Origin of the sequence: Pseudonocardia kujensis (genome assembly GCF_021283305.1) — a bacterium.
Taxonomy (GTDB): domain Bacteria; phylum Actinomycetota; class Actinomycetes; order Mycobacteriales; family Pseudonocardiaceae; genus Pseudonocardia; species Pseudonocardia kujensis.
The window spans coordinates 1-25,046 of sequence record NZ_JAJSOK010000016.1 but is presented as its reverse complement, the minus strand read 5'-3'; the positions used below and the strand labels follow the sequence as shown (position 1 = coordinate 25,046).

26 protein-coding genes are annotated in these 25,046 nt (G+C 71.7%); 4 read left to right on the top strand and 22 right to left on the bottom strand.

Features of this window, described 5'->3' with window-relative positions; translation table 11 throughout:
• The first annotated feature begins 9 nt into the window (after positions 1–9).
• Positions 10–780 (top strand): enoyl-CoA hydratase-related protein, encoded by a 771-nt coding sequence (locus tag LWC35_RS13810; protein ID WP_232870505.1) that lies wholly within the window; start codon positions 10–12, stop codon positions 778–780.
• Positions 781–816: 36 nt separating this feature from the next.
• Positions 817–1,704, top strand: coding sequence for an ectoine/hydroxyectoine ABC transporter substrate-binding protein EhuB (gene ehuB, locus LWC35_RS13805; RefSeq protein WP_232870504.1), 888 nt, complete (start codon positions 817–819; stop codon positions 1,702–1,704).
• Between the two features lie 23 nt (positions 1,705–1,727).
• Here the strand turns inward: ehuB (LWC35_RS13805) and LWC35_RS13800 are convergent, their stop codons facing one another.
• Genes LWC35_RS13800 through ehuB (LWC35_RS13785) form a run of 4 tightly spaced genes read right to left on the bottom strand, consistent with a single transcriptional unit; the run spans position 1,728 to position 4,827 of the window.
• Entirely contained in the window at positions 1,728–2,489 is a 762-nt protein-coding gene (locus tag LWC35_RS13800; RefSeq protein WP_232870595.1) for an amino acid ABC transporter ATP-binding protein, read from the bottom strand.
• A 37-nt stretch (positions 2,490–2,526) separates the two neighbouring features.
• Positions 2,527–3,183, bottom strand: a complete 657-nt coding sequence (gene ehuD / locus LWC35_RS13795; RefSeq protein WP_232870503.1) for an ectoine/hydroxyectoine ABC transporter permease subunit EhuD — start codon at positions 3,181–3,183, stop codon at positions 2,527–2,529.
• Entirely contained in the window at positions 3,183–3,896 is a 714-nt protein-coding gene (gene ehuC, locus LWC35_RS13790) for an ectoine/hydroxyectoine ABC transporter permease subunit EhuC (protein ID WP_232870502.1), read from the bottom strand. Before ehuC ends, ehuD begins: the two co-directional genes overlap by 1 nt.
• Before the next feature lie 19 nt (positions 3,897–3,915).
• The gene (gene ehuB, locus LWC35_RS13785; RefSeq protein WP_232870501.1) at positions 3,916–4,827 is read right to left on the bottom strand and encodes an ectoine/hydroxyectoine ABC transporter substrate-binding protein EhuB; all 912 of its coding nucleotides are present in this window, start codon (positions 4,825–4,827) and stop codon (positions 3,916–3,918) included.
• A gap of 273 nt (positions 4,828–5,100) precedes the next feature.
• Between ehuB (LWC35_RS13785) and LWC35_RS13780 the strand changes: the two genes are divergently transcribed.
• On the top strand, positions 5,101–6,423 hold the full coding sequence (locus LWC35_RS13780) for a hypothetical protein (RefSeq protein WP_232870500.1): 1,323 nt from the start codon (positions 5,101–5,103) through the stop codon (positions 6,421–6,423).
• A gap of 371 nt (positions 6,424–6,794) precedes the next feature.
• On the opposite strand, the gene LWC35_RS13775 is transcribed toward LWC35_RS13780, so the two are convergent.
• The 17 genes from LWC35_RS13775 to glyA form a co-directional block, all read right to left on the bottom strand.
• Positions 6,795–8,813 carry an ethylmalonyl-CoA mutase gene (locus LWC35_RS13775; RefSeq protein ID WP_232870499.1) on the bottom strand — a complete coding sequence of 673 codons (2,019 nt, stop codon included), beginning with the start codon at positions 8,811–8,813 and terminating at the stop codon, positions 6,795–6,797.
• A 171-nt stretch (positions 8,814–8,984) separates the two neighbouring features.
• Complete coding sequence (locus LWC35_RS13770) at positions 8,985–9,971, bottom strand: DUF1206 domain-containing protein (RefSeq protein WP_232870498.1); 987 nt, start codon at positions 9,969–9,971, stop codon at positions 8,985–8,987.
• Between the two features lie 130 nt (positions 9,972–10,101).
• Positions 10,102–11,370, bottom strand: coding sequence for a UDP-N-acetylglucosamine 1-carboxyvinyltransferase (gene murA / locus LWC35_RS13765; protein ID WP_232870497.1), 1,269 nt, complete (start codon positions 11,368–11,370; stop codon positions 10,102–10,104).
• 26 nt (positions 11,371–11,396) lie between these two features.
• Positions 11,397–11,978 (bottom strand): cob(I)yrinic acid a,c-diamide adenosyltransferase, encoded by a 582-nt coding sequence (locus LWC35_RS13760; RefSeq protein WP_232870496.1) that lies wholly within the window; start codon positions 11,976–11,978, stop codon positions 11,397–11,399.
• A 129-nt stretch (positions 11,979–12,107) separates the two neighbouring features.
• Complete coding sequence (locus LWC35_RS13755) at positions 12,108–12,542, bottom strand: DUF2550 domain-containing protein (protein ID WP_232870495.1); 435 nt, start codon at positions 12,540–12,542, stop codon at positions 12,108–12,110.
• 32 nt (positions 12,543–12,574) lie between these two features.
• Positions 12,575–12,967 carry a F0F1 ATP synthase subunit epsilon gene (locus LWC35_RS13750; protein WP_232870494.1) on the bottom strand — a complete coding sequence of 131 codons (393 nt, stop codon included), beginning with the start codon at positions 12,965–12,967 and terminating at the stop codon, positions 12,575–12,577.
• A gap of 4 nt (positions 12,968–12,971) precedes the next feature.
• Positions 12,972–14,408 carry a F0F1 ATP synthase subunit beta gene (gene atpD / locus LWC35_RS13745; RefSeq protein WP_232870493.1) on the bottom strand — a complete coding sequence of 479 codons (1,437 nt, stop codon included), beginning with the start codon at positions 14,406–14,408 and terminating at the stop codon, positions 12,972–12,974.
• Complete coding sequence (locus tag LWC35_RS13740) at positions 14,408–15,433, bottom strand: F0F1 ATP synthase subunit gamma (RefSeq protein WP_232870492.1); 1,026 nt, start codon at positions 15,431–15,433, stop codon at positions 14,408–14,410. Before LWC35_RS13740 ends, atpD begins: the two co-directional genes overlap by 1 nt.
• 13 nt (positions 15,434–15,446) lie before the next feature.
• Positions 15,447–17,093 carry a F0F1 ATP synthase subunit alpha gene (gene atpA, locus LWC35_RS13735; RefSeq protein ID WP_232870491.1) on the bottom strand — a complete coding sequence of 549 codons (1,647 nt, stop codon included), beginning with the start codon at positions 17,091–17,093 and terminating at the stop codon, positions 15,447–15,449.
• 39 nt (positions 17,094–17,132) lie between these two features.
• Positions 17,133–17,963, bottom strand: coding sequence for a F0F1 ATP synthase subunit delta (locus tag LWC35_RS13730; RefSeq protein WP_232870490.1), 831 nt, complete (start codon positions 17,961–17,963; stop codon positions 17,133–17,135).
• Positions 17,963–18,508, bottom strand: coding sequence for a F0F1 ATP synthase subunit B (locus tag LWC35_RS13725; RefSeq protein ID WP_232870489.1), 546 nt, complete (start codon positions 18,506–18,508; stop codon positions 17,963–17,965). The genes LWC35_RS13730 and LWC35_RS13725 overlap by 1 nt, the downstream gene beginning before the upstream one ends.
• 41 nt (positions 18,509–18,549) lie before the next feature.
• Positions 18,550–18,762 (bottom strand): ATP synthase F0 subunit C, encoded by a 213-nt coding sequence (gene atpE / locus LWC35_RS13720; RefSeq protein ID WP_232870488.1) that lies wholly within the window; start codon positions 18,760–18,762, stop codon positions 18,550–18,552.
• A gap of 75 nt (positions 18,763–18,837) precedes the next feature.
• Entirely contained in the window at positions 18,838–19,620 is a 783-nt protein-coding gene (atpB, locus tag LWC35_RS13715) for a F0F1 ATP synthase subunit A (protein WP_232870487.1), read from the bottom strand.
• A gap of 57 nt (positions 19,621–19,677) precedes the next feature.
• The gene (locus tag LWC35_RS13710) at positions 19,678–19,914 is read right to left on the bottom strand and encodes an AtpZ/AtpI family protein (RefSeq protein ID WP_232870486.1); all 237 of its coding nucleotides are present in this window, start codon (positions 19,912–19,914) and stop codon (positions 19,678–19,680) included.
• 269 nt (positions 19,915–20,183) lie between these two features.
• Entirely contained in the window at positions 20,184–20,633 is a 450-nt protein-coding gene (locus LWC35_RS13705; RefSeq protein ID WP_232870485.1) for a Cg1360 family ATP-synthase-associated protein, read from the bottom strand.
• Between the two features lie 34 nt (positions 20,634–20,667).
• On the bottom strand, positions 20,668–21,906 hold the full coding sequence (locus LWC35_RS13700; RefSeq protein ID WP_232870594.1) for a glycosyltransferase family 4 protein: 1,239 nt from the start codon (positions 21,904–21,906) through the stop codon (positions 20,668–20,670).
• A 22-nt stretch (positions 21,907–21,928) separates the two neighbouring features.
• On the bottom strand, positions 21,929–23,203 hold the full coding sequence (gene glyA / locus LWC35_RS13695) for a serine hydroxymethyltransferase (protein WP_232870593.1): 1,275 nt from the start codon (positions 23,201–23,203) through the stop codon (positions 21,929–21,931).
• A 208-nt stretch (positions 23,204–23,411) separates the two neighbouring features.
• On the opposite strand from glyA, the gene LWC35_RS13690 reads away from it, so the two are divergent.
• Complete coding sequence (locus LWC35_RS13690) at positions 23,412–24,110, top strand: TetR/AcrR family transcriptional regulator (protein ID WP_232870484.1); 699 nt, start codon at positions 23,412–23,414, stop codon at positions 24,108–24,110.
• 55 nt (positions 24,111–24,165) lie between these two features.
• Here LWC35_RS13690 and LWC35_RS13685 read toward each other — a convergent pair whose 3' ends face one another.
• Positions 24,166–24,825, bottom strand: a complete 660-nt coding sequence (locus LWC35_RS13685; RefSeq protein ID WP_232870483.1) for an L-threonylcarbamoyladenylate synthase — start codon at positions 24,823–24,825, stop codon at positions 24,166–24,168.
• Positions 24,826–25,046: the final 221 nt, after the last annotated feature.

Sequence of the window (25,046 nt, the reverse complement as noted above, 5' to 3'; positions counted from 1 at the left end):
CGTGAGCCCATGGGTTACGAGCACCTCCTGGTCAAGGAGGACGGGGAGACCGTCCGCATCACGATGAACCGGCCGGAGCGCCGCAACGCCCTCTCCGAGGACCACCTCCGCGAGCTGCTCGACGCCTTCGAGACCGCCGGCAGCAGCGACGCGACCGGGATCGTGCTCGGGGCCGAGGGCAAGGCCTTCTCGGCGGGGCACGACTTCGCCGACGTCGCCGCGCGGGACCTCAAGGGCGTCCGTGAGCTGCTCACCCTGTGCACCGAGCTGATGCAGACCATCCAGGCGGTGCCGCAGGTGGTGGTCGCGAAGGTGCAGGCGATCGCGACGGCGGCCGGCTGCCAGCTCGTCGCCACGTGCGACCTGGCCGTCGCCGCCGAGTCCGCCGCCTTCGCCCTGCCCGGCGGCAAGGGCGGCTGGTTCTGTCACACCCCGGCGGTCCCGGTGGCGCGCAACGTCGGCCGCAAGCGGCTGATGGAGCTGGCCCTGACCGGCGACCCGATCGACGCCCGCACCGCCGCCGACTGGGGCCTGGTCAACTACGTCGTGCCCGACGTCGAGCTCGACGCGCGGACGGACGCGCTGCTCGCCCGGGCGACCCGGGGCAGCCGGTTCGGCAAGGAGGTCGGCAAGCAGACGCTCTACGCCCAGCTCGACCGCCCGGAGGCCGACGCCTACGCGATCGCCGTCGAGGTCATGGCCGCGATGTCGCAGTCCGCGGGGGCCAAGGAGGGCATGGCCTCGTTCCTCGAGAAGCGGCGCCCGGTCTGGCCCGACTAGCAGCAACCCGCCCCCGGGCCACTAGTCTTCGGCGCGATGCACCTGGTCTCCCGTCGATCGCTGCTCGCCGGGGCGGCCGCGCTCGGCGGCGCCGCCGCGCTGGCGGGATGCGGCTCGCGCGCGGCCTCGGCGCTGGAGCGCATGCGGGCCGACGGCGTGGCCCGCATCGGGATCGCGGGCGAGCGCCCCTACGGCTACTCGGCCACCGACGGCACCGTCACCGGCGAGGCGCCGGAGGTCGCGCGGGCCGTCCTGGCCGGGCTCGGGGTCGGCGGGATCGAGGCGATCCAGGTGCCCTTCGGCGGCCTGCTCGACGGGCTGCTCGCCGGGCAGTTCGACGTCGTCGCCGCGGGCACCACGATCACCCCGAGCCGGTGCGCGCGCGTCGCGTTCTCCCGGCCGGACTTCCTGGCCCCCGTCGCCTTCCTCGTCCCGGCGGGCAACCCTCACGGCATCCGGACGTTCGACGGCGTGCGGCGCGCGGGGATCGGCCTCGGCGTGCTGACCGGGTCGGCGGAGCAGGAGTACGCGCTCGCGGCGGGTGTCCCGGCGGAGGCGATCCGCACGTACGACGGGCAGAGCACGCTGTTCCGGGCCGTCGCCGGCGGTGACGTCCCGGCGGCCGCCCTCACCCGCATCTCCCTGCTCGACGAGCTGTCCCGCAACCCGGGCACGCCGCTGCAGGTCACCCCCGGCGTCGCCGCGACGGTCGACGGCGACGGCCGGAAGGTCTACCCGGTGGGCGCCTTCGCCTTCCGCCCCGGCGACGGGGACCTGCGCACGGCCTTCGACGCCGGCCTGGCCGAGCTGCAGGCCTCGGGCCGCTGGCTCGACGTCGTGCGGCCCTTCGGCTTCGGCGCCGAGAACGTCCCGCCCGCCGACCTCACCACCGAGGCGATCTGCGCAGGCAACCCGAGCGTGTGAGCGGCCGCCCGCGGGCCGGTGTCTCAGTGGTCCAGCACCGCATGCAGGAAGTCCTTGGTGCGTTGGTGGTCCGGGTCCGTGAAGAGCTTGTCCGGCGGCGCGTCCTCCAGCACCCGGCCGCCGTCGAACATCATCACGCGGTGCGAGAAGTCCCGTGCGAAGCCCATCTCGTGGGTCACGCACAGGATGGTGATGTCGGTGGACTCGCCGATGTCCTGCAACAGCTTCAGCACCCCGGTGACGAGCTCGGGGTCCAGCGCCGAGGTCACCTCGTCGAGGAGCAGGACGTCGGGCCGCATCGCCAGCGCGCGGGCGATGGCGACCCGCTGCTGCTGCCCGCCGGACAGCTGGGTGGGGTGGGCGTCGATCTTCTCCTTCAGCCCGACGAGGTCCAGCAGCTCCTCCGCCCGGGAGTTCGCCTCGGCCTTCGACAGCCCGAGCACCCGCGTCGGGCCCTCGATCAGGTTGCCCCGCACCGTCATGTTCGGGAACAGGTTGAACTGCTGGAAGACCATGCCGATGTGCTTGCGGACGTCGCGCAGGTACTTCTCCCGCGGGGGCGTGAGCTTGCCGCCGCGCAGCTCGTGGGACAGGTAGCGCCCGCCCACGGAGATCGTGCCCTCGTCGAGCTGTTCGAGGGTCATGAGCAGTCGCAGGATCGTCGTCTTGCCCGAGCCGGACGGGCCGATCAGCGTGACGTGCTCCCCCGGCGCCACGGTGAAGCTCAGGTCCTTGAGCACGACGTTCGACCCGAAGCGCTTCTCCACGCCGTCGAACACGATCATCGGCTCGGTGGTCGACCCGGGCGTCGACGCGGTGGTGTCAGGCGGCGGCACGGCGGCGCTCCAGTCGTCGGACCAGCATGGACGCCGGGTAGCTCAGCAGCAGGAAGAGCAGGCCGGCGATGGTGTAGGGCTCGGTGTAGCGGAAGGTCAGCGAGCCCAGCTCCCGCGCTTCGTTGACGACCTCGACCACGCCGATCGCCAGCAGCAGCGGGACCTCCTTGAACATCGAGATCACGTAGTTGCCCAGCGCCGGCAGCACGCGCGGGACCGCCTGGGGCAGGATGACCCCGGTCCACACCCGCAGGCGCGGCAGGGACAGCGCGGTGCACGCCTCCCACTGCCCCTTCGGGATCGCGTCGATGCCCGCGCGGTACACCTCGGAGGTGTACGTCGCGTAGTGGATGCCGAGCCCCACGACACCGACGACGAACGCGCTCAGCGTGATCCCGAACTGGGGCAGCACGAAGAACAGGAAGAAGACCTGCACCAGCAGCGGGGTCGAGCGCACGACCTCGACGAAGGCCCACAGCACCTGGTCGAGCACGGGGATGTGCAGCCGCCGCAGCACCGCGAACACCAGCCCGAGCAGGAGCGCGACCACCGAGCCGAGCACGGTGATCTCGATCGTCGTGACCAGCGCGAGGAGCAGGTCGGGCAGGATGTCGAACGCGTAGTTCCAGTCCCAGAGCGGCATCAGGACGCCACCCCCGCGGTCGCCTTCGCCGCCTGTCGCGCCGCGCGGGAGGGTCGGCGGCCCAGCCGGGCCGAGGCCACGCGCTCCAGCAGCCGCATGCCCAGGGTGATCAGACCGGCGAGGACCAGGTAGATCACGAACGTCACGCCGAAGATCAGCAGGGTGTCCGAGCCGTAGTTCGGGATCAGCACCTCCCGGGCCTGCCGGGTCACCTCGGGCACGGTGATCAGGGCGAGGATCGCCGTCGACTTGAGCAGCTGGATGAACAGGTTGTTGAAGGGCGGCAGCATCTCCACGAACGCCTGCGGGAAGATCACCCGCCGCATCCGCTGCGCCGGCGAGAGGCTGAGCGCGATCGCCCCCTCGTACTGGGCCCGCGGCACCGACCGGATCGCGCCGCGCACGATCTCGGCACCGTACGCGCCGTGGTTGAGCCCCAGCACCACGATGCCGGCGAAGAGCGGCAGCAGCTGGAAGCCCACCAGGACGGGCAGCACGAAGTAGATCCAGAACAGCTGGACCACCTCGGACGTGCCGCGGAAGCCCTCCACGTACACCCGGGTCACGCCCCGCACCGTGCGCGACGGCGAGAGCAGCAGCAGACCCGCGCCGAACGACAGGACGATCGTCAGCAGGACGCCCCCGAGCGTCGCGATCACGGTCTCGGGGATGCCGTCCCCGAGGACGGAGACGATCTGCGGGAGGTTGTCCACCGTGGCCCCGTGCCGACGCTCAGGCGGCCGCGCAGAGCTTCTCGGTCGTGACGTCCGCCCCCGGGAGATTGTCCTGACTGAACCCGAACGGTGTGACGATCGGCAACCACTGCCCGCTCTGGTGCAGCTTCGTCAGCTCGGTGTTGAAGGCGTTGACGAAGTCGGTGTCGGCCTTCCGGAACACGAAGGCACCGGCGGAGACGGTCTCCTTGCCGTCGATCGTGGGGAAGAAGCCCTTGGTCACCTCGACGTTCGCGCCCGGGTTCTTGGCGACGACGTCGTTGAGCGAGATGTTCGTCAGCGCCGCGGCGTCGGCCCGGTCCGAGGTCACGGCCTGCAGCAGCGTGTTCTGCGAGTCGAAGACCTGGATCTGGCTGTCCGGCACGCCGGCCTTCTGCGCGTACCCCTGCTCGACGGCGCCGCTGAGGACGGCGAGCCGGAGGTTCTTGTTCTTGATGTCGTCGAAGGTGGCGATGCCGTCGGGGTTGCCCTTCGGGACGAGGAAGGCCGTCGGCGCGGTGTAGTCCGGAGTGGAGAAGGCGGCGTTCTGGCAGCGCTGGGGGTTGATGAACATGCCGGCGGTGACCATGTCGAACTGGTTCGCGTTGAGCGCCGGGATGAGCGAGCCGAAGTCCACGGTGGTCGCCTGGATGTCGTTGATCCCCAGGTTCTTCAGCACCGCGCGGGCGACCTCCACCGACTCGCCGGTGACCTTGCCGCTGCTGTCGGTGAAACCGTACGGCGCCTCGTTGGCGATGCCGACCTTGATCGTGCCGGCGGACTTCGCGCGGTCGAGCGTGCCACCCGCGCCGGAACCACCGGTGCTGGTCTGTGTGCAGGCCGTCAGCAGCGCCGGGCCTCCGAGGGCGACGGCCCCCGCGATCGCGCTGCGGCGGAAGAACTCTCGGCGGGTCCAGGCGGATCCGGACATGGCAGGCACCCCTTCGGCTGTCGACGTCGTCGTCTCGAGCTGGCCGGCCCGCGCACACCCCCTGCGCCGGTGACCGGCAACGGAGATCGAACCTAGGTGGTCGATCATGCCCGGTCAAAGGCTGGCGGTGGTTACACACGGTCGTTACGTGACTGTGACGAACGGCCACGATGTGCGCCGACCGCCGGCCGAAGTGGCTTCGGAGAGTGACCGATGTGGCAGGCCGACGCAGGTGACCCGGCCGGTGCCGGACGGATACGGGAGGATCACCGCATGGCACTTCGCATCGCCGGCCTGCCCGTCCCGGGCCCCTCGGACCTGCTCGACGGGGCGCGGGCCGTCGCCGGGTGGACGGGCGAGGCGGTCGGCGTCGCGGCCGGGCTGCCGGAGCGGACCGTCGGGCTGCTCGACGAGGTCTCGACCCTGCTCGCGCGCGTCAACGGCATCGCGGGCCGGGTCGAGGGCCTGCTCGACCGTGTCGAGGGTGTCGCGGACCGGGCCGACGGGCTGATCGGCCGGGTCGACCTCGTCGCCGGCACGGCGGAGGGCCTGATCGCGCGTGTCGACCGCACCGCGGCCGACGCGACGGCGCTCATCACCCGGGTCGCCACGACCGCGTCCGACGCCGAAGGGCTCGTCACGCGCGTCCGTGCGGTGGCCGAGGAGGCCGAGGGGCTGGTCGCGGGGGTCCGCGGCACCGCGGGCACGGCCGACGAGCTCCTCACCCGGGTCGCCGGCACCGCCGAGTCGGCCGAGTCGCTCATCGACCGGGTCGCCGGCACTGCGGAGTCGGCCGAGTCGCTCATCGGCCGGGTCGGGAGCACGGCGGAGTCCGCCGAGGAGCTGATCACGCGCGTCTCGGGCACCGCCGGTTCGGCCGACGAGCTGATCACGCGGGTGGCCGGCACCGCCGAGTCCGCGGAGTCGCTGATCGACCGCGTCGGCGGCACCGCGGAGTCCGCCGAGTCACTCATCGGCCGCGTCGGCGGCACGGCCGCGTCCGCCGACGAGCTGATCACACGCGTCGCCGGGATCGCCGGCTCGGCCGAGGAGCTGATCACGCGGGTGACCACGACCGCCGCGTCGGCGGAGGATCTCGTCGCGCGGGTCGGCGGCGTGGCGGACGACGCCGAGCGCATCGTGGCCTCCGCCGGTTCCGTCGCCGACGAGGCCCGCACGATCGTCGCGGGCGCCGGCTCGGTCGCCGACGACGCCTCCGGCCTGGTCCAGCGGGCCGCCGGGGTGGCCGACCGCGCCGGTGAGCTCGTCGGGAACGCGTCCGGCCTCAGCGACCAGGCCGGCGCGCTGCTGGCGACCTACCGCCCCATCGCGGAGCGGGCCGCGCCGCTGGCCACGAAGTTCGTCGACGAGTTCTCCGAGGAGGAGCTGCAGGCGGCGATTCGCATGGTCGACCAGCTCCCGGCGCTCACCGAGCACCTGGAGTCGGACATCATGCCGATCCTCGCCACGCTCGACCGGGTCGGCCCGGACGTCCACGAGCTGCTCGAGGAGCTCAAGGACGTGCGGCAGGCCATCAACGGCATCCCCGGCTTCAGCTTCTTCCGCCGCCGCGGCGAGGAGCGCGAAGAGGCCTGACGCGGCCGGTTCGTCCCCGCCCGCCACGACACCCGCTCGCGCACGGCGTCCTGACGTGCTCCCACACCCGCGGAGTACGCCGCACAGGTCGTCGACCGGCTGCGTCCGGCCCGACGGGGTGTGCGGTCCGGGCGGGCGGGTCGGACGTGCTGCGTCGCAGCAGGTGTGCGACGTCCGGCCGCTCGTGATCCACGCCGCCCGCACCTCGTCGATCGGCCGTGCTCACGATCCGGGCGGACGGGGCCTCGCCCTGCGGGGCTGTCCCTGCCCGGATCGTGATCACGGGCCCGCGATCACCGGCCCGCGACACTGGGCCCGCGATCGCGGGCCCGCGATCACCGGCCCGCGATCATGGGCCCGCGATCATGGGCTCAGTCCAGCCCGTGCTCCCGGCGCACGAGCGAGACGATCTCGTCCATCATCTCGGTGAGCTGGTAGTCCTTCGGCGTGAAGACGGCGGCGACGCCCTTCTCCTTGAGCGCCTTGGCGTCCTCGGCCGGGATGATGCCGCCGACGATCACCGGCACGTCGTCGGCGCCCTGGGCGCGCAGGCCCTCGACGACCGCCGGCACGACCTCGAGGTGGGAGCCGGACAGCACCGACAGCCCGACGACGTGCACGCCCTCCTGCACCGCCGCCGCCACGATCTGGGCCGGGGTGAGACGGATGCCCTGGTAGACGACCTCGAAGCCGACGTCGCGGGCGCGGACGGCGACCTGCTCGGCGCCGTTGGAGTGCCCGTCGAGGCCCGGCTTGCCCACGAGCATGCGCAGCCGCGACCCCAACTCGTCGCCGGTCGCCCGGACCCGCTCGCGCACCTCTGCGATCTCCACGGCCGCCTCCCCCGAAGCGACGGCCGCCGACACCCCGGTCGGCGCCCGGAACTCCCCGAACACCTCGCGCAGCGCCCCGGCCCACTCGCCGGTGGTGACGCCCGCCTTCGCGCAGTCGATCGAGACCTGCATGAGGTTCTCGTCGGTCTTCGCCGCATCCTGCAGCTTCTTCAGCGCCTCGGAGACCGCGTTCTGGTCCCGCGAGGCCCGCCACTCCTTGATCGCGGCGATCGCGGCGGCCTCGGTCTCCGGGTCGACGGTCTCGATCGAGGCCGCACCCTCGGCTTGCAGGGGACTCGGCTCGGTGGTCTCGAACTTGTTGACCCCGACGACGACGTCCTCGCCGGACTCGATGCGGCGCCGGCGCTCGGCGAGCGAGGTGACCAGCTCGCCCTTCATGTAGCCGTTCTCGACGGCCGCGACCGCCCCGCCCATCTCCTGGACCCGGTCGATCTCGGCCTGTGCCGCCTCGACCAGCTCGGACACCTTCGCCTCGATCACGTGCGAGCCGTCGAAGATGTCCTCGTACTCGAGCAGGTCCGTCTCGTAGGCGAGCACCTGCTGCATGCGCAGGGCCCACTGCTGGTCCCACGGGCGGGGCAGGCCGAGCGCCTCGTTCCACGCGGGCAGCTGGATCGCGCGGGCGCGGGCGTCCTTCGAGAGGGTCACCGCGAGCATCTCCAGCACGATCCGCTGGACGTTGTTCTCCGGCTGGGCCTCGGTGAGCCCCAGCGAGTTGACCTGCACGCCGTAGCGCAGGCGCCGCTGCTTCGGGTTCTCCACGCCGTAGCGCTCGCGGGTGATGGTGTCCCACAGCCGGCCGAGGGCGCGCATCTTGCACATCTCCTCGACGAACCGCAGCCCGGCGTTGACGAAGAACGAGATCCGCCCGACGACGTCGCCGAACCGCTCCGGCGGCACCTGCCCGGAGTCGCGCACCGAGTCGAGCACGGCGATGGCGGTCGACAGCGAGTAGGCCAGCTCCTGCGCGGGCGTGGCGCCCGCCTCCTGCAGGTGGTAGCTGCAGATGTTGATCGGGTTCCACTTCGGGATCTCGGTGACCGACCAGGCCACCATGTCCGTGATCAGCCGCAGGCTCGGGGCCGGCGGGAACACGTACGTCCCGCGGGACAGGTACTCCTTGACGATGTCGTTCTGCGTGGTGCCGGCGAGCTTCGCGCGCACCTCGGCGTGGTCCAGCCCGGAGGCCTCGGCCTGCTCCTCGGCGACGGCGACGTAGAGCGCGAGCAGCCACATCGCGGGGGCGTTGATCGTCATCGAGGTGTTGGCCTCGGCGACCGGGATGCCGTCGAACAGCGTGCGCATGTCGCCGATGTGGCTGACCGGCACGCCGACCTTGCCGACCTCACCCCTGGCCAGCTCGTCGTCGGGGTCGTAGCCGGTCTGCGTCGGCAGGTCGAACGCGACGGACAGACCCGTCTGCCCCTTGGCGAGGTTGCGCCGGTAGAGCGCGTTGGACTTCTCCGCCGACGAGTGACCCGCGTAGGTCCGGATCACCCAGGGACGGTCGCGCTCTCGATCGGTCGGGTACGGCACCGGACACCTCCACGTCTCGCCACGCCAGCGGGGACCCCCGGATCGTACTGGCCGGTAGCCTCCGCCACCCCAGTCGAACGGGTCTCGTCACACCTGTCTGAGTGGAAAAGTACGCGACGTGCGCGGAAAAGTACGCATCCGAGGTGGCGGCCCGTCCGATCGGACGGGCCCTCAGACCCGGTGGTACTTCGCGTCGAAGAAGCAGAAGACGCCGTACGCCGCGATCCCCAACGCCACCAGACCCAGGAGCACGACGCCGAAGGGCTGAGCGGCGAGCGTCTTGAGCGCGCTGTCGAGGCCGTTGGCCTTGGCCGGGTCGAAGGTGACCGCCGCGGCGACGATCAGCGCACCCAGCACCCCGATCGCGAACCCCTTGGCGATGAACCCGACCTGCCCGGCGCGCACGTCGAGCGTCCGGGCGTGGGGGTCCGCCGCTGCCAGATCCTGGTCCTCGGTGAACTTCTTCTTCGCGCCGTGCCAGATCATCACGCCGCCGCCGATCACGACGCCCACGCCGATGATCCCGACGAGCACCTGCCCACCCGGGAGGCCCAGGACACCCGCGGTCGCCTTGCTGCCCCCGCCGCCCTGCGCGCTCCCCTGCACCGCGGCCCGCACGGTGAGGACGGCCAGTGCCGCGTAGACGACGGCCTGCCCGGCGCTGACCAGACGCTTGACGAGCTTCTTCTTCGCGTCGTCGACGTAGCCGAAGCCGAACAGCGCGGCGGAGAGCCGCCACAGCACCACGGCCACGAACCCGACGAACAGCACCCAGAGCAGCACCCGGCCGAACGGCTGCTGCGCGAGCGTGGTCACCGCGCCGCTCTGGTCGGCCTCCCCGCCGCCGCCCAGCGCGATCTGCAGCGCGAGCCACGCGATGAGCAGGTGCAGCACACCGTTGGCGGCGATCCCGACCCGCGCGCCCTTGCGCACGGGCTCGCTGCGGCCGGCCTGCGCGGCGTGCCGGTGCGCCCCGCGGGCCGCGGTGCCGACGGACCCGGCGACCTCACCCACCTTCTCGCCGACCGCGCCGGACGACGGGCCGCCCGAGGTCCCGCCCTGGTCCGACGACGGCGGGTCCGACGGCCGGTCCGGACTCCGCCCCGCCGCGTGCCTGCGCGAGAGGCGGGTCGAACGGTCCGGGCTGACGTCGGGCATGGGGACACCTCCGGCGGTCACGCATCCGGGTGAGGACTCACCCGAGGTGACGCGGACTGTCGCACGCCGGGAAGGATCCGGCATCCCGGACTGCTCCGTCGGGCGGAACCGTCGGGCGGAACCGCCGGGACTACCGCTCGGGGTCGGCCGACACCCGCCGGATGTCCGCCCCCAGCGAGGCCAGGTTCTCGACGAACCGCGGATAACCGCGGTCGATGTGGTCGACGTCCCAGACCTCGGTCACGCCGTCCGCACACAGCCCGGCGAGCACGAGCCCGGCGCCCGCCCGGATGTCGCTGGCCCACACCGGGGCGCTGGAGAGCCGCTCCACCCCGCGGACGACGGCGTGGTGACCGTCCGTGCGGGCGTCGGCCCCCAGCCGGACCATCTCGTCGACGAACCGGAAACGCGCCTCGAACACGTTCTCGGTGATCATCGAGGTGCCGTCGGCCACCGCGGACAACGCGATCGCCATGGGCTGCAGGTCCGTGGCGAAGCCCGGGTACGGCAACGTCACGAAGTCGACGGACCGGGGCCGGCCGGACATCGCCACCGAGAACTCGTCGACGCCGACGTGGGTCTCCGCGCCGGCACTGCGCAGCTTGTCCAGGACCAGCTCGAGGTGATGCGGGTCGACGCCGCGGACGGTGACCTCCCCGCGGGTCATCACCGCGGCGAACGCCCAGGTGGCGCCCACGATCCGGTCGCCGATCACGCGGTGGGTGGTCGGCTGCAGGCCGGGCACGCCGTGCACGGTCAGGGTCGACGAGCCGACGCCCTCGAGCTTCGCGCCCATCTGCTGCAGCATCACGCAGAGGTCGACGATCTCCGGCTCGCGCGCGGCGTTGTCGATGACGGTGGTGCCCTCCGCCAGCACGGCCGCCATGAGGATGTTCTCGGTGGCCCCGACACTCGGGAAGTCCAGCCAGATCTGCGCGCCGTGGAGGTCGTCGGCCTGGGCGACGACACGGCCGTGCTCGATCTCCGTGGTCGCGCCGAGCTTGCGCAACCCGTTGGCGTGCATGTCCAGCGGCCGCGACCCGATGGCGTCGCCGCCCGGCAGCGGGACGACGGCCTTGCGGCAGCGGGCCACCAGCGGCCCCAGCACACACACCGAGGCCCGCAGGCGCGACACCGAGCGGTAGTCCGCCTGGGCACCCGGCTCGGCGGGCACGTCGATGGTGACCCGGTCCCCCGCGACCTCCACCGTGCAGCCGAGGCTGCGCAGCACGTCCGCCATCAGCGGGACGTCGAGGATCTCGGGGCAGTTCGTGATCGTGGTCGTGCCCTCGGCCAGCAGCGCCGCCGCCATCAGCTTCAGCACGCTGTTCTTGGCCCCGACGACGTCGACCGTCCCGGACAGCCGGGCCCCGCCGCGGACCGCGAAATGCTCCGTCACGACGCCCGACGGTATCGGCTCGCGGCTCAGCTGCCGCCCTCGGGCCCACCCGGCCGCCAGAGCACGTCGCCGTCCGGGTTCGCGGCGCGGCAGAGGATGAACAGCAGGTCGGAGAGCCGGTTCAGGTACTTGGCCGTGAGCGGGTTCGTCCGCTCGGCGTCGGTCTCGAGGAGCGCCCAGACGCTGCGCTCCGCCCGCCGCGCGACCGTGCGGGCCACGTGCAGGTAGGCAGCGCCGGGCGTGCCGCCGGGAAGGATGAACGACGCCAGCTTGGGCAGCTCGGCGTTGAACTCGTCGCACCAGCCCTCGAGGCGGGTGACGTACTTCTCGTCGATCCGCAGCGGCGGATACCCAGGGTTCGGAACGATCGGCGCACAGAGGTCCGCGCCCACGTCGAACAGGTCGTTCTGCACCTGCCGCAGCGGCACCAGGAGCCGCTCCTCGAGCTGCCCGACGGTGACGGCGACGCCGACGGCCGCGTTGCACTCGTCCGTGTCGGCGTAGGCCGCGAGCCGGCGGTCGGTCTTCGGGACGCGGCTGAAGTCACCGAGCGCGGTGGTCCCGTCGTCGCCGGTCTTGGTGTAGATCCTGGTCAGGTGCACGGCCATGAGCCGAGCCTAACCCGGCGCGCATTAAGGAACCATACTGCGGCTCAGCGGCCGCAATCAGCGCATTATGGTTCCATAATGCGTCAAGGACGCCTCCGAAATCGCATTATGGTTCCCTGACGCGAGTGGTCAGCTGGCCTGCCGGTAACCGGTGCGGCCGGGTGGTGTGGCCTCGAGCCAGGCCAGGAAGCCGGTGAGGACGTCCCGGTCCATGGCCAGCTCGACGTCCTCGCCGTGGTCGCGGCAGCGCAACACCGCGGTGGCGTAGGGGATGGCGAAGGACTCCTCGGGCAACGGGGCCCGCCGGTCCACGATCTCGACCTCGGTGCGGTCGATGGCCACGGTCGGCCCCACCCGGAAGCTGGTGAGCCGGTACCAGGCGAACTGGTCCCCTCGGTAGCGCCCGACGCCGAAATGCCAGTCCGTGACGGCGAAGCGGCGGCGCAGACACAGGTCCACGCCGCCGCCCCGCATGAGTCGCACCCGCCGTACGGCGAGCCAGCCCAGCAGCAGACAGACGAGCAGCAGCACGGCCCCGACCACGATCGTCACGGTCCCGGCCACTGCTGCGTCGACGCTCCCGCCTGCTGTCCGGCCTACTGGCCCGCCGAGGCGGAGTCGGCCGCCCGCAGCCGTACCTCGGCGCGCAAGCGCGCCGCCGCGCCCTCCTCGTCGGAGGTGTCCGCGCGGTCGAGCGCCGCACGCGCCCGGCTCACGTCGATCTCGTCGGCGAGCTCGGCGAACTCGGCCAGGATCGACACGCGCTCGGGCGAGATCGACAGGAAGCCGCCGTGCACGGCCACGGTGAGCGGCGCGCCGTCCACCGGGTCGATCCGGACGACACCGGCCTCCTCGAGCTGCGCGAGCGTGGGCTCGTGGCCGGCCATGATGCCCAGCTCGCCCTCGGTGGTGCGGGCGAGCACGAAGCTCGCCTCGCCCGACCACAGCCGCCGCTCGACCGCGACCAGCTCCACCGTCATCTCAGCCATAGGGTCAGCCCTCGAGCTTCTTGCGGTTCTTGTCGAGGTCGTCCAGACCGCCGCAGAGGAAGAACGCCTGCTCGGGGACGTCGTCGAACTCGCCCTTGGCGATCTTGTCGAACGCCTCGATGGTCTCCTTGAGCGGGACCGTCGAGCCCGCCTGGCCGGTGAACTGCTCGGCGACCAGCAGGTTCTGCGACAGGAAGCGCTCGATCCGGCGGGCCCGGCCGACGAGCTGCTTGTCCTCCTCGGACAGCTCGTCGATGCCGAGGATCGCGATGATGTCCTGCAGGTCGTTGTACTTCTGCAGGATCCGCTTGACCTCGTTGGCGACGCGGAAGTGCTCGTCGCCGATGTACTGCGGGTCCAGGATCCGCGAGGTCGAGGTGAGCGGGTCCACCGCCGGGTAGATGCCCTTCTGCGAGATGGGGCGGGAGAGCTCCGTCGTCGCGTCCAGGTGGGCGAAGGTGGTGGCCGGCGCGGGGTCGGTGTAGTCGTCCGCGGGCACGTAGATCGCCTGCATCGAGGTGATCGAGCGGCCGCGGGTCGAGGTGATCCGCTCCTGCAGCTCGCCCATCTCGTCCGCCAGGGTCGGCTGGTAGCCCACCGCGGAGGGCATGCGGCCCAGCAGCGTGGAGACCTCGGAGCCGGCCTGGGTGAACCGGAAGATGTTGTCGATGAAGAGCAGCACGTCCTGATCCTGCTCGTCGCGGAAGTACTCCGCCATCGTCAGGGCCGAGAGGGCGACGCGCATACGCGTGCCCGGCGGCTCGTCCATCTGCCCGAACACCAGGGCGGTGTCGTTGATGACGCCGGACTCGGTCATCTCCGTGATGAGGTCGTTGCCCTCACGGGTGCGCTCGCCGACACCGGCGAACACCGACGTACCACCGAAGTTCTTGGCGACACGGGTGATCATCTCCTGGATGAGCACCGTCTTGCCCACGCCGGCGCCGCCGAACAGGCCGATCTTCCCACCCTGCACGTACGGGGTGAGCAGGTCGATGACCTTGATGCCGGTCTCCAGCATCTCGGTCTTGCCCTCGAGCTGGTCGAAGTTCGGCGCCTTGCGGTGGATGCTCCACAGGTCGCCGGTCGGCCTGAAGTCCTTGTCGTCCAGGCAGTCGCCGAGCGCGTTGAAGACGTGCCCCTTGACCTGGTCGCCGACCGGCACCGAGATCGGCCGGCCGAGGTCCTCGACCGTCTGGCCCCGGACGAGGCCGTCCGTCGGCTGCATGGAGATCGCACGGACCACGTTGTCGCCCAGGTGCAGGGCGACCTCCAGGGTCAGCGTCTTCGCCAGGTCGCCGAACTCCACCTTCACCTGGAGGGCGTTGTAGAGGTCCGGGACGGCGTTGCGCGGGAACTCGACGTCGACGACCGGGCCCGTGACCCGGACGACGCGGCCCGTTGTCGTGCCGGCGGCCGTGTTCTCAACGGTGGCGGTCATCAGCTCTCACTTCCTGCGCTGACGAGAGCGTCGGCGCCACCGACGATCTCGCTGATCTCCTGGGTGATCTGGGCCTGACGGGCCTGGTTGGCCTCCAGCGTCAGGGTACGGATGAGTTCGTTCGCGTTGTCCGTCGCGGCCTTCATGGCCCGCTGCCGGTTGGCCGACTCCGACGCCGCCGACTCGAGCAGCGCCGCGAACAACCGCGCCCCGACGTACTTCGGCAGGAGCGCGTCGAACAGGACGTCCGCACTCGGCTCGAAGGCGTAGAGCCGCGCCGGGCCGTCGTCGGAGCCCGGGCCCGACTCGCCGGGCCGGACACCGGTCGCGCCGCCGGTCTCCGTCTCCGACGTCGTGGCGTCGACCCCGGCCCCCTCGCCGGCGTACTCGACCTCCATCGGCGCCATCCGCCGCGCCTGCGGCACCTGGGTCACCATGTTGCGGAACTGCGTGTACACGAGGTGCAGCTCGTCGACGCCGCGGACGCCGTCCTCGCCCGCGCCGTCCGCAGAGTCGTCCCGGTCGTCGTCCGCGCCCGCCATGAACGCCTTGACCAGGGTGCGTGCCACCTCGGCGGCGTTCTCGTAGTTCGGCTGCTCCGAGAACCCGGTCCAGGAGGCCTCGATCTGCCGCCGGCGGAACCGGTAGTAGTTCACGCCCTTGCGCCCGACCACGTAGAGCACCGGCTCCTTGCCCTGGTCCCGCAGGAGCGCCTGGAGCTGCTCGGCCTCCTTGAGCACGTTGGCGTTGTAGCCGCCCGCCTGGCCACGGTCACTCGTCACGACGAGGACCGCGGCCCGCTTCGGGTTCTCCCGCTCGACGAGGAGGGGGTGGTCGAGCGCCGAGTTGCTGGCCAGCTCGGTGAGCGTGGCCGTCATCTGCTCGGCGTACGGCTTGGCCTCCTCGACCCGCGCCCGGGCCTTCGCGATCCGGGAGGTCGCGATGAGCTCCATCGCCCGCGTGATCTTCTTGATGGACTGCGTCGACCTGATCCGCCGCCGCAGCACACGGATCTGTGCCGCCATCGGTCCCTACCCGTCAGCTCGAAGCCGGCGCCGGCTTGTTGACCTTGACCGTCTCCTGGTCGACCTGGTCCTCGTCGAGGGCCTCGGCCTTCTCCTCCTTGACCACGGAGGAGCCGTCGGACGCGGTGAAGTTCTTCTTGAACTCGTCCACCAGGCCCTTGAGCCGGTCGACGTTCTCGTCCTTGAGCAGCCCGGTGTCCCGGATCTCCGCGAGGACGCCCTCGTGGTTGCGACGGACGTGGTCGAGGAACTCGCTCTCGAAGCGCGAGATGTCGGCGACCGGGACCGTGTCGAGCTGGCCGGAGGTGCCGAGCCAGATCGAGACGACCTCGTCCTCGACCGCGAACGGCGCGTACTGCGCCTGCTTGAGCAGCTCGACCAGGCGCTCACCGCGGCCCAGCGCGGCGGCCGACGCGGCGTCGAGGTCCGAACCGAAGGCGGCGAAGGCCTCCAGCTCGCGGTACTGGGACAGGTCCAGACGCAGGGAGCCGGACACCGAGCGCATCGCCTTGATCTGCGCCGAACCACCGACCCGGGAGACCGAGATGCCGACGTTGATCGCCGGCCGGACGCCCTGGTTGAACAGGTCCGACTCGAGGAAGACCTGGCCGTCGGTGATCGAGATGACGTTCGTCGGGATGTACGCCGACACGTCGTTGGCCTTGGTCTCGATGATCGGGAGGCCGGTCATCGAGCCCGCGCCGAGGTCGTTCGACAGCTTGGCGCAGCGCTCCAGCAGGCGGGAGTGCAGGTAGAAGACGTCGCCCGGGTAGGCCTCGCGGCCCGGCGGCCGGCGCAGCAGCAGCGAGATCGCGCGGTACGCCTCGGCCTGCTTGGACAGGTCGTCGAAGACGATGAGCACGTGGTTGCCGGCGTACATCCAGTGCTGGCCGAGGGCCGAGCCGGTGTACGGGGCGAGCCACTTGAAGCCGGCCGGGTCGGACGCCGGGGCCGCGACGATCGTCGTGTACTCGAGCGCGCCCGCGTCCTCCAGCGACTGCCGGATGCCGGCGATCGTGGAGCCCTTCTGGCCGATCGCGACGTAGATGCAGCGGACCTGCTTCTTGGGGTCGCCCGACTCCCAGTTCTGCCGCTGGTTGATGATCGTGTCGACGCAGACCGCGGTCTTGCCGGTCTTGCGGTCGCCGATGATCAGCTGGCGCTGGCCGCGGCCGATCGGGGTCATCGCGTCGATGGCCTTGATGCCGGTCTGCAGCGGCTCGCGGACCTCCTGGCGCTCCATCACGGAGGCGGCCTGGAGCTCCAGCACGCGGCGGGTCTCGGCCTCGATGTCGCCCAGGCCGTCGATCGGGGCGCCCAGCGGGTCGATGACCCGGCCCAGGAACTTGTCGCCGACCGGCACCGAGAGGATCTCGCCGGTCCGCTTGACCTGCTGGCCCTCCTCGATCCCGCCGTAGTCCCCCAGGATCACGGCGCCGATCTCCCGCGCGTCGAGGTTCAGCGCGACACCCCGCACGCCCCCCGCGAACTCGAGGAGCTCGTTGGTCATCGCCGAGGGCAGGCCCTCGACGTGGGCGATGCCGTCACCGGTGTCGGAGACGGTGCCCACCTCTTCGCGGGAGGTCCCGGTCTCCAGCGACGAGACGTAGCTGGAGATCGCACTCCGGATCTCCTCCGGGGAGATCGTCAGCTCTGTCATGGCTGTCGTCTGTTCCTTCTCTTCGAAAACGTGGGGCGGTCAGCTCGGGATCGACCGGCGGGCCGCGGCGAGCTTGCCGGACACGCTGCCGTCGATGACCTCGTCGCCGACCCTGATGACCATGCCGCCCAGCAGGCTCTCGTCGAGCTCCACCTGCACCGCGATGTCCCGGCCGTAGAGGCGGCCGAGAGAGGCGGTGAGCTGCTGCTCCTGGGCCTCGCTCAGGGCGACCGCCGTGCGCACGTAGGCGACCGAGCGGTTGCGCCGGGCCGCGGCGAGCTCGGACAGCTCCTCCGCGGCGACGTCGAGGTGCCGGGCCCGCGGGGTCCGCACCAGGTCCCGCAGAAGGGCCGCGGTGACCGGGTAGACCTTGGTGCCCAGCACCGAGTCCAGCAGCTGGACCCGCTTGTCGGCCGGCACGTCCGCGTCGGACAGCAGGGCCGTGAGCCGCGGCTCGCGCTCCAGGATCCGGCCGAACCGGAACAGCTGGTCCTCGACGTCGTCGAGGGCACGCTGCTTCTCGGCGGCGGCCAGCAGCGCGGTGCGGGCCAGCGACTCGGTCGCCTCGACCAGGTCGGCCGGTTCGGACCAGCGTGCCGCGACCAGGTCCCCGACGCTCTCGAGGGTGGCCGCCGCGACCTTGCCGCTCAGCACGCCGGTGGCCAGCCGGCTGCGCTGCTCCGACGTGGTGGCCGGGTCGGAGAGCGCCCGGCGCAGGCTGCGCTCGGCGACCAGCAGCCGGGTGACGGCGTAGAGCTCCTCGCCCAGCTTCTGCCGGTCACCCGCGGTGAGCGGGCCGAGCCGGGTCTCGAACCGCTGCGAGACCTCGCCCAGCGACTCACGGCTGGTGGCACCCAGGACGAGGGCCATCAGCTCGCCCCGGTCGTCTGGCGCAGGGCCATCGCGTCGAGCTCCGAGAGGAAGCTGTCGACGGTGGCCGACCGGCGCGACGGGTCGGCGAGCTCCGACCCGAGGATGCGCTCGGCCAGCTCGGCCGACAGACCGCCGATCTCACCGCGGAGCGACCGCTCCGCGGACTCGCGCAACGCCACGACCTGCTCCTCGGCACGCGCCCGGATCCGCGCGGCCTCGTCCTCGGCCTCGGTGCGCAGCTCGGCCTTGATCTGCTGGCCCTCGGACCGGGCGTCGTCGCGGATGCGCGCCGCCTCGTCCCGTGCACCCGCGAGCTGGTCCTCGTACCGCTTCTTCAGCGCAGCGGCCTCGGCCTGGGCCGACTCGGCCCGTTTGAGGCCCCCCTCGATCTGGTCCGTGCGCTCCGCATACATCTTCTCGAACTGCGGGAACACGGTCTTCGCGAGGATCCAGACCAGCAGCCCGAACGCGACGAGACCGACGATGATCTCGGCAAGGTGCGGGACGAGCGGGTTCAACTCCTCCGCAGCAAGTGTGCTCATGGGTGTCTGCTCCTCCGCCTACGACCCGTTTCCGGGGTTCGTCAGGCGCCGAGGGCGAACGCGAGCACCAGGCCCAGAATCGCGAGGGCCTCGGAGAGGGCGAAGCCGATGAACGCGATGCCCTGGAGCTGGCCGCGGGCCTCCGGCTGACGCGCCACGCCGTTGATGAAGGCGGCGAAGACGATGCCGACGCCGATACCGGGGCCGATGGCGGACAGGCCGTAGCCGATCGTGTTCAGGTTGCCGCTGATCATTTCCGCTTTCCTTTCGATCCGGGTCCGCGGCCGTCCCGCGGTTCCGAAGGGTCTCTGGGTGGGACTCGACGGGACCTAGTGGTCGTCCGCGAGGACGGTGCCGATGTACGACGCCGTGAGCATGACGAAGATGTACGCCTGGATGACCTGGACGAACGCCTCGAAGAAGGTGAAGACGATCGCCATCAGGAAGGCGAACGGGGACAACACCTTCAGCTGCCAGTCGCCCGCCTCGAACAGCATGTACTCGCCACCGAGGGTGAAGAGCAGCAGCAGGAGGTGCCCGGCGAACATGTTGCCGAAGAGCCGCAGCGACAGGGTGACCGGCCGCAGGATCAGGTTCGACAGGAACTCGATCGGCGTGAGGATGATCCGCACCCACCAGGGGACGTCCGGCGGCCAGGTCGACAGGCGGATGTACCCGCCGAACCCGTGCTTGCGGATGCCCGCGTACGTGAAGACGACGTACACGAGCCCGGCCAGCGCGTAGGGCACGCCCGGGTGCGCGAAGGTGGGGAACTGGATGATCGGAATGATCCCGAACAGGTTGTTCACCAGGATGAAGGCGAACAGCGCGGTCAGGAACGGGACGTACTTGAGGAACTCGCGACCGCCGATCATGTCCCGGGCGATCGAGTTGCGGACGATGCCGTGGAACGCCTCGCCGAGGAACTGCGTCTTCCCCGGGACGAGCGCGGGCTTGCGCACGGCCACGAGGAAGAACGCGACGATGATGATCGCCGCGAGCACGAGCTCCAGGACCGGCTTGGTCACGGTCCCGAAGACCGGGGGCAGCTGGAAGTCCTCGACCCCCGGGGACTCGAACCCCGGTGCCGGGGCGGTGGCCGTCGTGGTCACCCAATGCTCCTTTCGGTTCCGCCGTCCGGGGAGCCGGAACCTACGGAATCGAGACGATCAGGACTTAACGTACCTGACGTAGATCAAGTACATCGAGGCCGCCGTACCGACCAGCAGGCCGGCCACGGTGAAGCCCCGTAGGTCGAACAGTTCGTCCACCCCCCAGCCGATGCCCCCGAAGAGGAGGATTCCGGTCAGGAGATGCGACAGAGCGGTCCAGGCCTCGCCGGGCGGCGGCGTGTTCCCCGGCGACCCGGGTCCGCCGCTCGCCTTGTGCGGCCGTTCCTGCTCCATCACGACGGACCCTATCAGCCGGGTTACGGCTCACTTACCCGGTACGACCTGCCGCGACGGCCCCCGGCGGCCCGATCCTTACCCTCCGGCACGCCGATGGCCGCCCGACGTCGCTCTATCGCCTGTAGAAGTTCCGGGAGCGTGTGACGCACGTCGCCCTGAGAGCGCCATCACGGACATCTCGGACAGCCCGGACAGGATCCGCAACTTCACCCGTTCAGCCCAACGAGTGAGGGCCTGCAGGGTCGCCGCGTGCCGGGCGGACCTCGTCAGACGTCGACGGACGGGGCCTTCGCGCGCACGAACCCGACGACCTCGCCGGCGATCCAGCCAAGGGTGACGCCGAGGAGGCTGAACGCGAAGGTCTGGTTGTCGAACAAGGTCGTGCCCCGGAAGACGATGAGGAAGACCAGGAGGATCACGAACTTGCCGGCGAAGGACGCCATCGCGCCCACCATGACGCCGCCGGGTGTCGCGCGGGCGGTCCCCTTCATCACCGCGGTGCCGATGAACCCGAGGCCGAGCCCGATCACCACCCCGAGCAGACCGCCGATCAGCCCGGGGACGCCGCGCAGCAGCACCGACAGCACGATGGCGACCACGCTGACCGCGACACCACCGACGATCGCGGCCTTCTGCATGGCGGCCGCCAGCCGCAGCACGGTGCGGACATGCGGCTGCTCCTGGGCGGCGGGGGCGGGGTCCGGGTTCTCGCTCATGGTCACTCCTCGTCGGCCGGGCGGGCCGCTCGTGTCAGGTCCGCCCCGTGGCTCGTGGCGGGGCGCCGGGAGGGGGCGGCCCCGCGGACCCGGCCCGCCGCGCGGTGCGGGCGCGCGGCACGGCGGTGGCGAGCACCGCCACGCCCAGGCCGAGCGCGACCGCCCACAGCACGAAGGCCGGGTCGTCGATCAGGGCGAGCGCCACCGCGCCGAACGCGAGGATGCCCGCCCACAGGTAGATCAGGAGCACCGCGCGCCGCTGGCTGTGCCCGATCTCCAGCAGCCGATGGTGCAGGTGCATCTTGTCAGGCGAGAAGGGACTCATCCCGGCCCGGGTACGCCGGACGACCGCCATGAGCAGGTCGAGCAGCGGCACGAACACCACCGCGGCCAGCACGATCAGCGGCGCGAAGAGCGCCAGGACGTCCGTGCCGTCGGTCGTCGTGGTGATCGGGATCTTGCCCGACGCGCTCGTCGTCGCGGCGGCGAGCATCAGCCCGATCAGCATGGAGCCGGAGTCGCCCATGAAGATGCGGGCCGGGTTGAAGTTGTGCGGCAGGAACCCCAGGCAGGCCCCGGCCAGCACGGAGGCCATCAGGGCGGGCGGGTAGGCGGCCGCGTCGTTGCCGTTCTCGCGGACCAGGCCGATCGCGAACGCGCAGGTCGCGGTGGCGGCGATCAGGCCGATGCCGGCGGCGAGCCCGTCGAGGCCGTCGACGAAGTTCATCGCGTTGACCAGGGCGACGGTCAGGACCACCGTGAGCACGACGCCCTGCTCGGGGCCCAGCGACAGGATCGAGCCGGAGATCCCGGTGCCGCCCCCGCCCCACGGGATCCAGAACACCGAGAACTGCACGCCGAACAGCACCAGGACGCCGGCCGCGGTGACCTGGCCGGCCGCCTTGGTGATGGCGTCGAGCTCGAAGCGGTCGTCCAGGGCGCCCACCGCGACCAGCAGCGCGGCCGCGAGCAGCACGCCCTGGACGTCGCGCGAGTAGTCGAACGCCAGGCGCAGCGCCGGGAGCTGGGCGGCGAGTCCGATGCCGGCGAGCACGCCCGCGAACATCGCCAGCCCGCCCCAGCGCGGCGTCGGCGTGACGTGGACGTCCCGGCCGCGGGGCCAGGCCACGGCGCCGAGCCGCAGCGCCAGCACCCGCACCAGGCCGACCAGCAGGAACGTCACGACGGCGGCGGCCAGCCCGACCAGCAGGTACTCCCGGATCGGGAGGCCCAACCCGAAGGAGGACTGGCCGTACGAGGACTGGGCGAGCACCACCGCGTGCGCCCGGGCCGGGTCAGCCGCGCGGGTAGGCGGGGGCGCGGGAGACCAGCGCGGAGACGGCCTCCGCGACGTCCGCCAGCTCGCGGTCGCCCGCCGTGGTGCCGTGCTCGGCCTTGACCGCGCGCGCCAGCAGCGAGGCGATCTCGGCCATGTCCGACTCGACCATGCCCTGCGTGGTCGTGCTGGGCGAACCCACGCGGATGCCCGAGGGCTTCATCGGCGGGGCCGGATCGTACGGGATCGCGTTCTTGTTCAGCGTGATGCGGGCGAGGTCGCAGCGGGCCTCGGCCTCGCCGCCGGTGACACCGATGGGACGCAGGTCGATCAGCGCGAGGTGCGTGTCGGTGCCGCCGGAGACGGCGCGCATCCCCTCCGCCTCGAGGCCCTTCGCCAGCGCCTGCGCGTTGGCGATGACCTGGTTCGCGTAGGCCTGGTAGGCGGGCTGCGCCGCCTCCTTCATCGCGACGGCCTTCGCCGCCACCGAGTGCATCAGCGGGCCGCCCTGGGAGAACGGGAAGACGGCCTTGTCGATCGCCTTCGCGTGCTCCTCGCGGCTGAGGATCATGCCGCCGCGCGGGCCGCGCAGGACCTTGTGCGTGGTCGCGGTGACGACGTCGGCGAACGGCACCGGCGACGGGATCGCCTTGCCCGCGACCAGGCCGATGAAGTGCGCGGCGTCGACCATCAGCTTGGCGCCGACCTCGTCGGCGATCTCGCGGAACCGGGCGAAGTCGATCAGCCGCGGGTAGGCGGTGGCGCCCGCGATGATGATCTTCGGCTTGTGCTCCAGCGCCAGGTCGCGGACCTGGTCGTAGTCGATGAGCTCGGAGTCCTCGCGCACCGTGTAGGACACGGCGTGGAACCAGAGGCCGGAGAAGTTGACCTTGGAGCCGTGGGTGAGGTGCCCACCCTGCTTGAGGTCCATGGCCAGCACGGTGTCGCCCGGCTTGGCGAAGGCCGCGTAGGCGGCGAGGTTCGCGCTGGCGCCGGAGTGCGGCTGGAGGTTCACGTGCTCGGCGCCGAACAGCGCCTTGGTGCGCGCGTTGCCGATCTCCTCGGCGCGGTCCACCACCTGGCAGCCGCCGTAGTAGCGGCGGCCGGGGTAGCCCTCGGCGTACTTGTTCGAGAGCGTGGACCCCAGCGCCGCGAGGACGGCCGGGCTGGTGAGGTTCTCGCTGGCGATCAGCTGCAGTCCGCCGCGGAGGCGCTCCAGCTCGTCGAGGACGACGCCGGCGATCTCCGGGTCCTCCTGCTGCAGGGCTCCGAAGTCCGGGCCCCAGAACGGCACGTCCTGACCGGGGGCGTTCTCGCTGTGCGCACTCACGGTGCACCAGGCTACCTGCGGTTCCTCCCTGTCCGTCGAGGACCCGCTCGGACCGCCGGGCAGCTCTGCGGAGCGTCACCACGCCGTACACGGACCGTGCGATGCCGGACTTCTTTCGGATCGGTGCTCGCCGATGTGGACACCGCTCCACTCCGCTGGGAGACTGCTGTGCATGACCTCCCCCCGCTCCGCGCCCCGCACGGCCCGCGAGCGCGTCCGCGCGCAGCTCACCGCCGAGATCGTCGACGTCGCCCGCACGCACCTGGCCACCGCGGGCGCGGCGGCGCTGTCGCTGCGGGCCGTCGCGCGCGAGCTGGGGATGGTGTCGTCGGCGGTCTACCGGTACTTCCCCAGCCGGGACGACCTGCTCACCAGGCTCATCGTCGAGGGGTACGACGCGCTGGGCGAGGCCGTCGAGCTCGCCGAGGCCGCCGCCCCCCGCGAGGACCTCCTCGGCCGCTGGCACGCCGCCTGCGGGGCGGCCCGCAGCTGGGCGCTGGCCCATCCGCACGAGTACGCGCTGCTCTACGGCTCCCCCGTGCCCGGCTACTCGGCGCCGCAGGACACGATCGCCCCCGCCGGCCGGGTCGCGATCGTGCTCGCGCGGGTGGTGTCGGACGGCCTCGCATCCGGGGCGGTGGCTCCCCCACCCGGAGACGACGCGCAGGTCATGGCCCCCGGCCTGCTGGGCGAGCTCGGCCTCCCGGACGACACCGGGCTCGGCGGGCGCCTGGTGCTGGCCTGGTCGAGCCTCTTCGGCGCCATCGGCTTCGAGCTCTTCGGCCACACCCACAACGTCGTCGTGGCGCACGAGGAGCACTTCCGCTCCGTCACCACGCGCCTCGCCGCAGAAGTGGGCCTGCCGGCGTGAACCGGGACCTCAGCGCTGTCCGATCATGAATCGGCCGCTCCGACGTCCCGGTTCGTCAGCCGAGGGGGACGTCCTGGCCCACGACCTCGCTGACCTGGGCACGGGTGACCGCGCCCTCGCGGAGGATGCGCGGCTGCTTGCCCGTCAGGTCGACGATCGTGGAGGCGACCGGGTCGCCGCTCGGGCCGCCGTCGAGGTAGAGCGCGACGGAGGAGGCGAGCTGGTCGAGGGCCTCCGCGGCGGTGCTGGCGGGCGGCCGGCCGGAGATGTTCGCGCTGGACACGGCCATGGGGCCGACCTCGCGGAGCAGCTCCAGCGCCACCGGGTGCAGCGGCATCCGCAGCATCACGGTGCCCTTGGTGGAGCCGAGGTCCCACGACAGCGACGGCGCGTGCGGCAGCACGAGGGACAGCCCGCCGGGCCAGAACGCCTCGATCAGGGAGCGGGCGGTGGCGGGGACGCCGAGGACCAGGCCGTCGATCGTGGACCACGAGCCGACCAGCACCGGCACCGGCATGTCCGGGCCGCGGTGCTTCGCGGCGAGCAGGCTGCGGACCGCGGTCGAGGAGAAGGCGTCGCAGCCCAGGCCGTACACGGTGTCCGTCGGCAGCACGACGAGCTGCCCGGCCCGCACGGCGCGCGCGGCGGCGGCCAGCCCCTCGATGCGGGCGTCGGGGTCGGAGCAGTCGTAGACGGGAACGGCCGGAGCAGTCACGACCGGCACCCTACGACCGCGCCCCGCACGCCCCGCCCGCGCCCCCGTGACAGGCGGCAACTCCCGACTCGCGCTGCCGCAAGTCCCGACTCGCGCTGTCAGAACTCGCGACTCGCGCTGTCAGAACTCGCGACTCGCGCTGCCAGAACTCGCGACTCGCGCTGCCAGAACTCGCGACTCGCGCTGCCAGAACTCGCGACTCGCGCTGCCGGAAGTCCCGA

Coding starts and splice junctions, on each gene's coding strand:
- LWC35_RS13810 (WP_232870505.1), top strand. CDS start 10: ATGGGTTACGAGCACCTCCTGGTCAAGGAGGACGGGGAGACCGTCCGC.
- ehuB (WP_232870504.1), top strand. CDS start 817: ATGCACCTGGTCTCCCGTCGATCGCTGCTCGCCGGGGCGGCCGCGCTC.
- LWC35_RS13800 (WP_232870595.1), bottom strand. CDS start 2,489: ATGATCGTGTTCGACGGCGTGGAGAAGCGCTTCGGGTCGAACGTCGTG.
- ehuD (WP_232870503.1), bottom strand. CDS start 3,183: ATGCCGCTCTGGGACTGGAACTACGCGTTCGACATCCTGCCCGACCTG.
- ehuB (WP_232870501.1), bottom strand. CDS start 4,827: ATGTCCGGATCCGCCTGGACCCGCCGAGAGTTCTTCCGCCGCAGCGCG.
- LWC35_RS13780 (WP_232870500.1), top strand. CDS start 5,101: ATGGCACTTCGCATCGCCGGCCTGCCCGTCCCGGGCCCCTCGGACCTG.
- LWC35_RS13770 (WP_232870498.1), bottom strand. CDS start 9,971: ATGCCCGACGTCAGCCCGGACCGTTCGACCCGCCTCTCGCGCAGGCAC.
- LWC35_RS13760 (WP_232870496.1), bottom strand. CDS start 11,978: ATGGCCGTGCACCTGACCAGGATCTACACCAAGACCGGCGACGACGGG.
- LWC35_RS13750 (WP_232870494.1), bottom strand. CDS start 12,967: ATGGCTGAGATGACGGTGGAGCTGGTCGCGGTCGAGCGGCGGCTGTGG.
- atpD (WP_232870493.1), bottom strand. CDS start 14,408: ATGACCGCCACCGTTGAGAACACGGCCGCCGGCACGACAACGGGCCGC.
- LWC35_RS13740 (WP_232870492.1), bottom strand. CDS start 15,433: ATGGCGGCACAGATCCGTGTGCTGCGGCGGCGGATCAGGTCGACGCAG.
- atpA (WP_232870491.1), bottom strand. CDS start 17,093: ATGACAGAGCTGACGATCTCCCCGGAGGAGATCCGGAGTGCGATCTCC.
- LWC35_RS13730 (WP_232870490.1), bottom strand. CDS start 17,963: ATGGCCCTCGTCCTGGGTGCCACCAGCCGTGAGTCGCTGGGCGAGGTC.
- LWC35_RS13725 (WP_232870489.1), bottom strand. CDS start 18,508: ATGAGCACACTTGCTGCGGAGGAGTTGAACCCGCTCGTCCCGCACCTT.
- atpE (WP_232870488.1), bottom strand. CDS start 18,762: ATGATCAGCGGCAACCTGAACACGATCGGCTACGGCCTGTCCGCCATC.
- LWC35_RS13710 (WP_232870486.1), bottom strand. CDS start 19,914: ATGGAGCAGGAACGGCCGCACAAGGCGAGCGGCGGACCCGGGTCGCCG.
- LWC35_RS13705 (WP_232870485.1), bottom strand. CDS start 20,633: ATGAGCGAGAACCCGGACCCCGCCCCCGCCGCCCAGGAGCAGCCGCAT.
- LWC35_RS13690 (WP_232870484.1), top strand. CDS start 23,412: ATGACCTCCCCCCGCTCCGCGCCCCGCACGGCCCGCGAGCGCGTCCGC.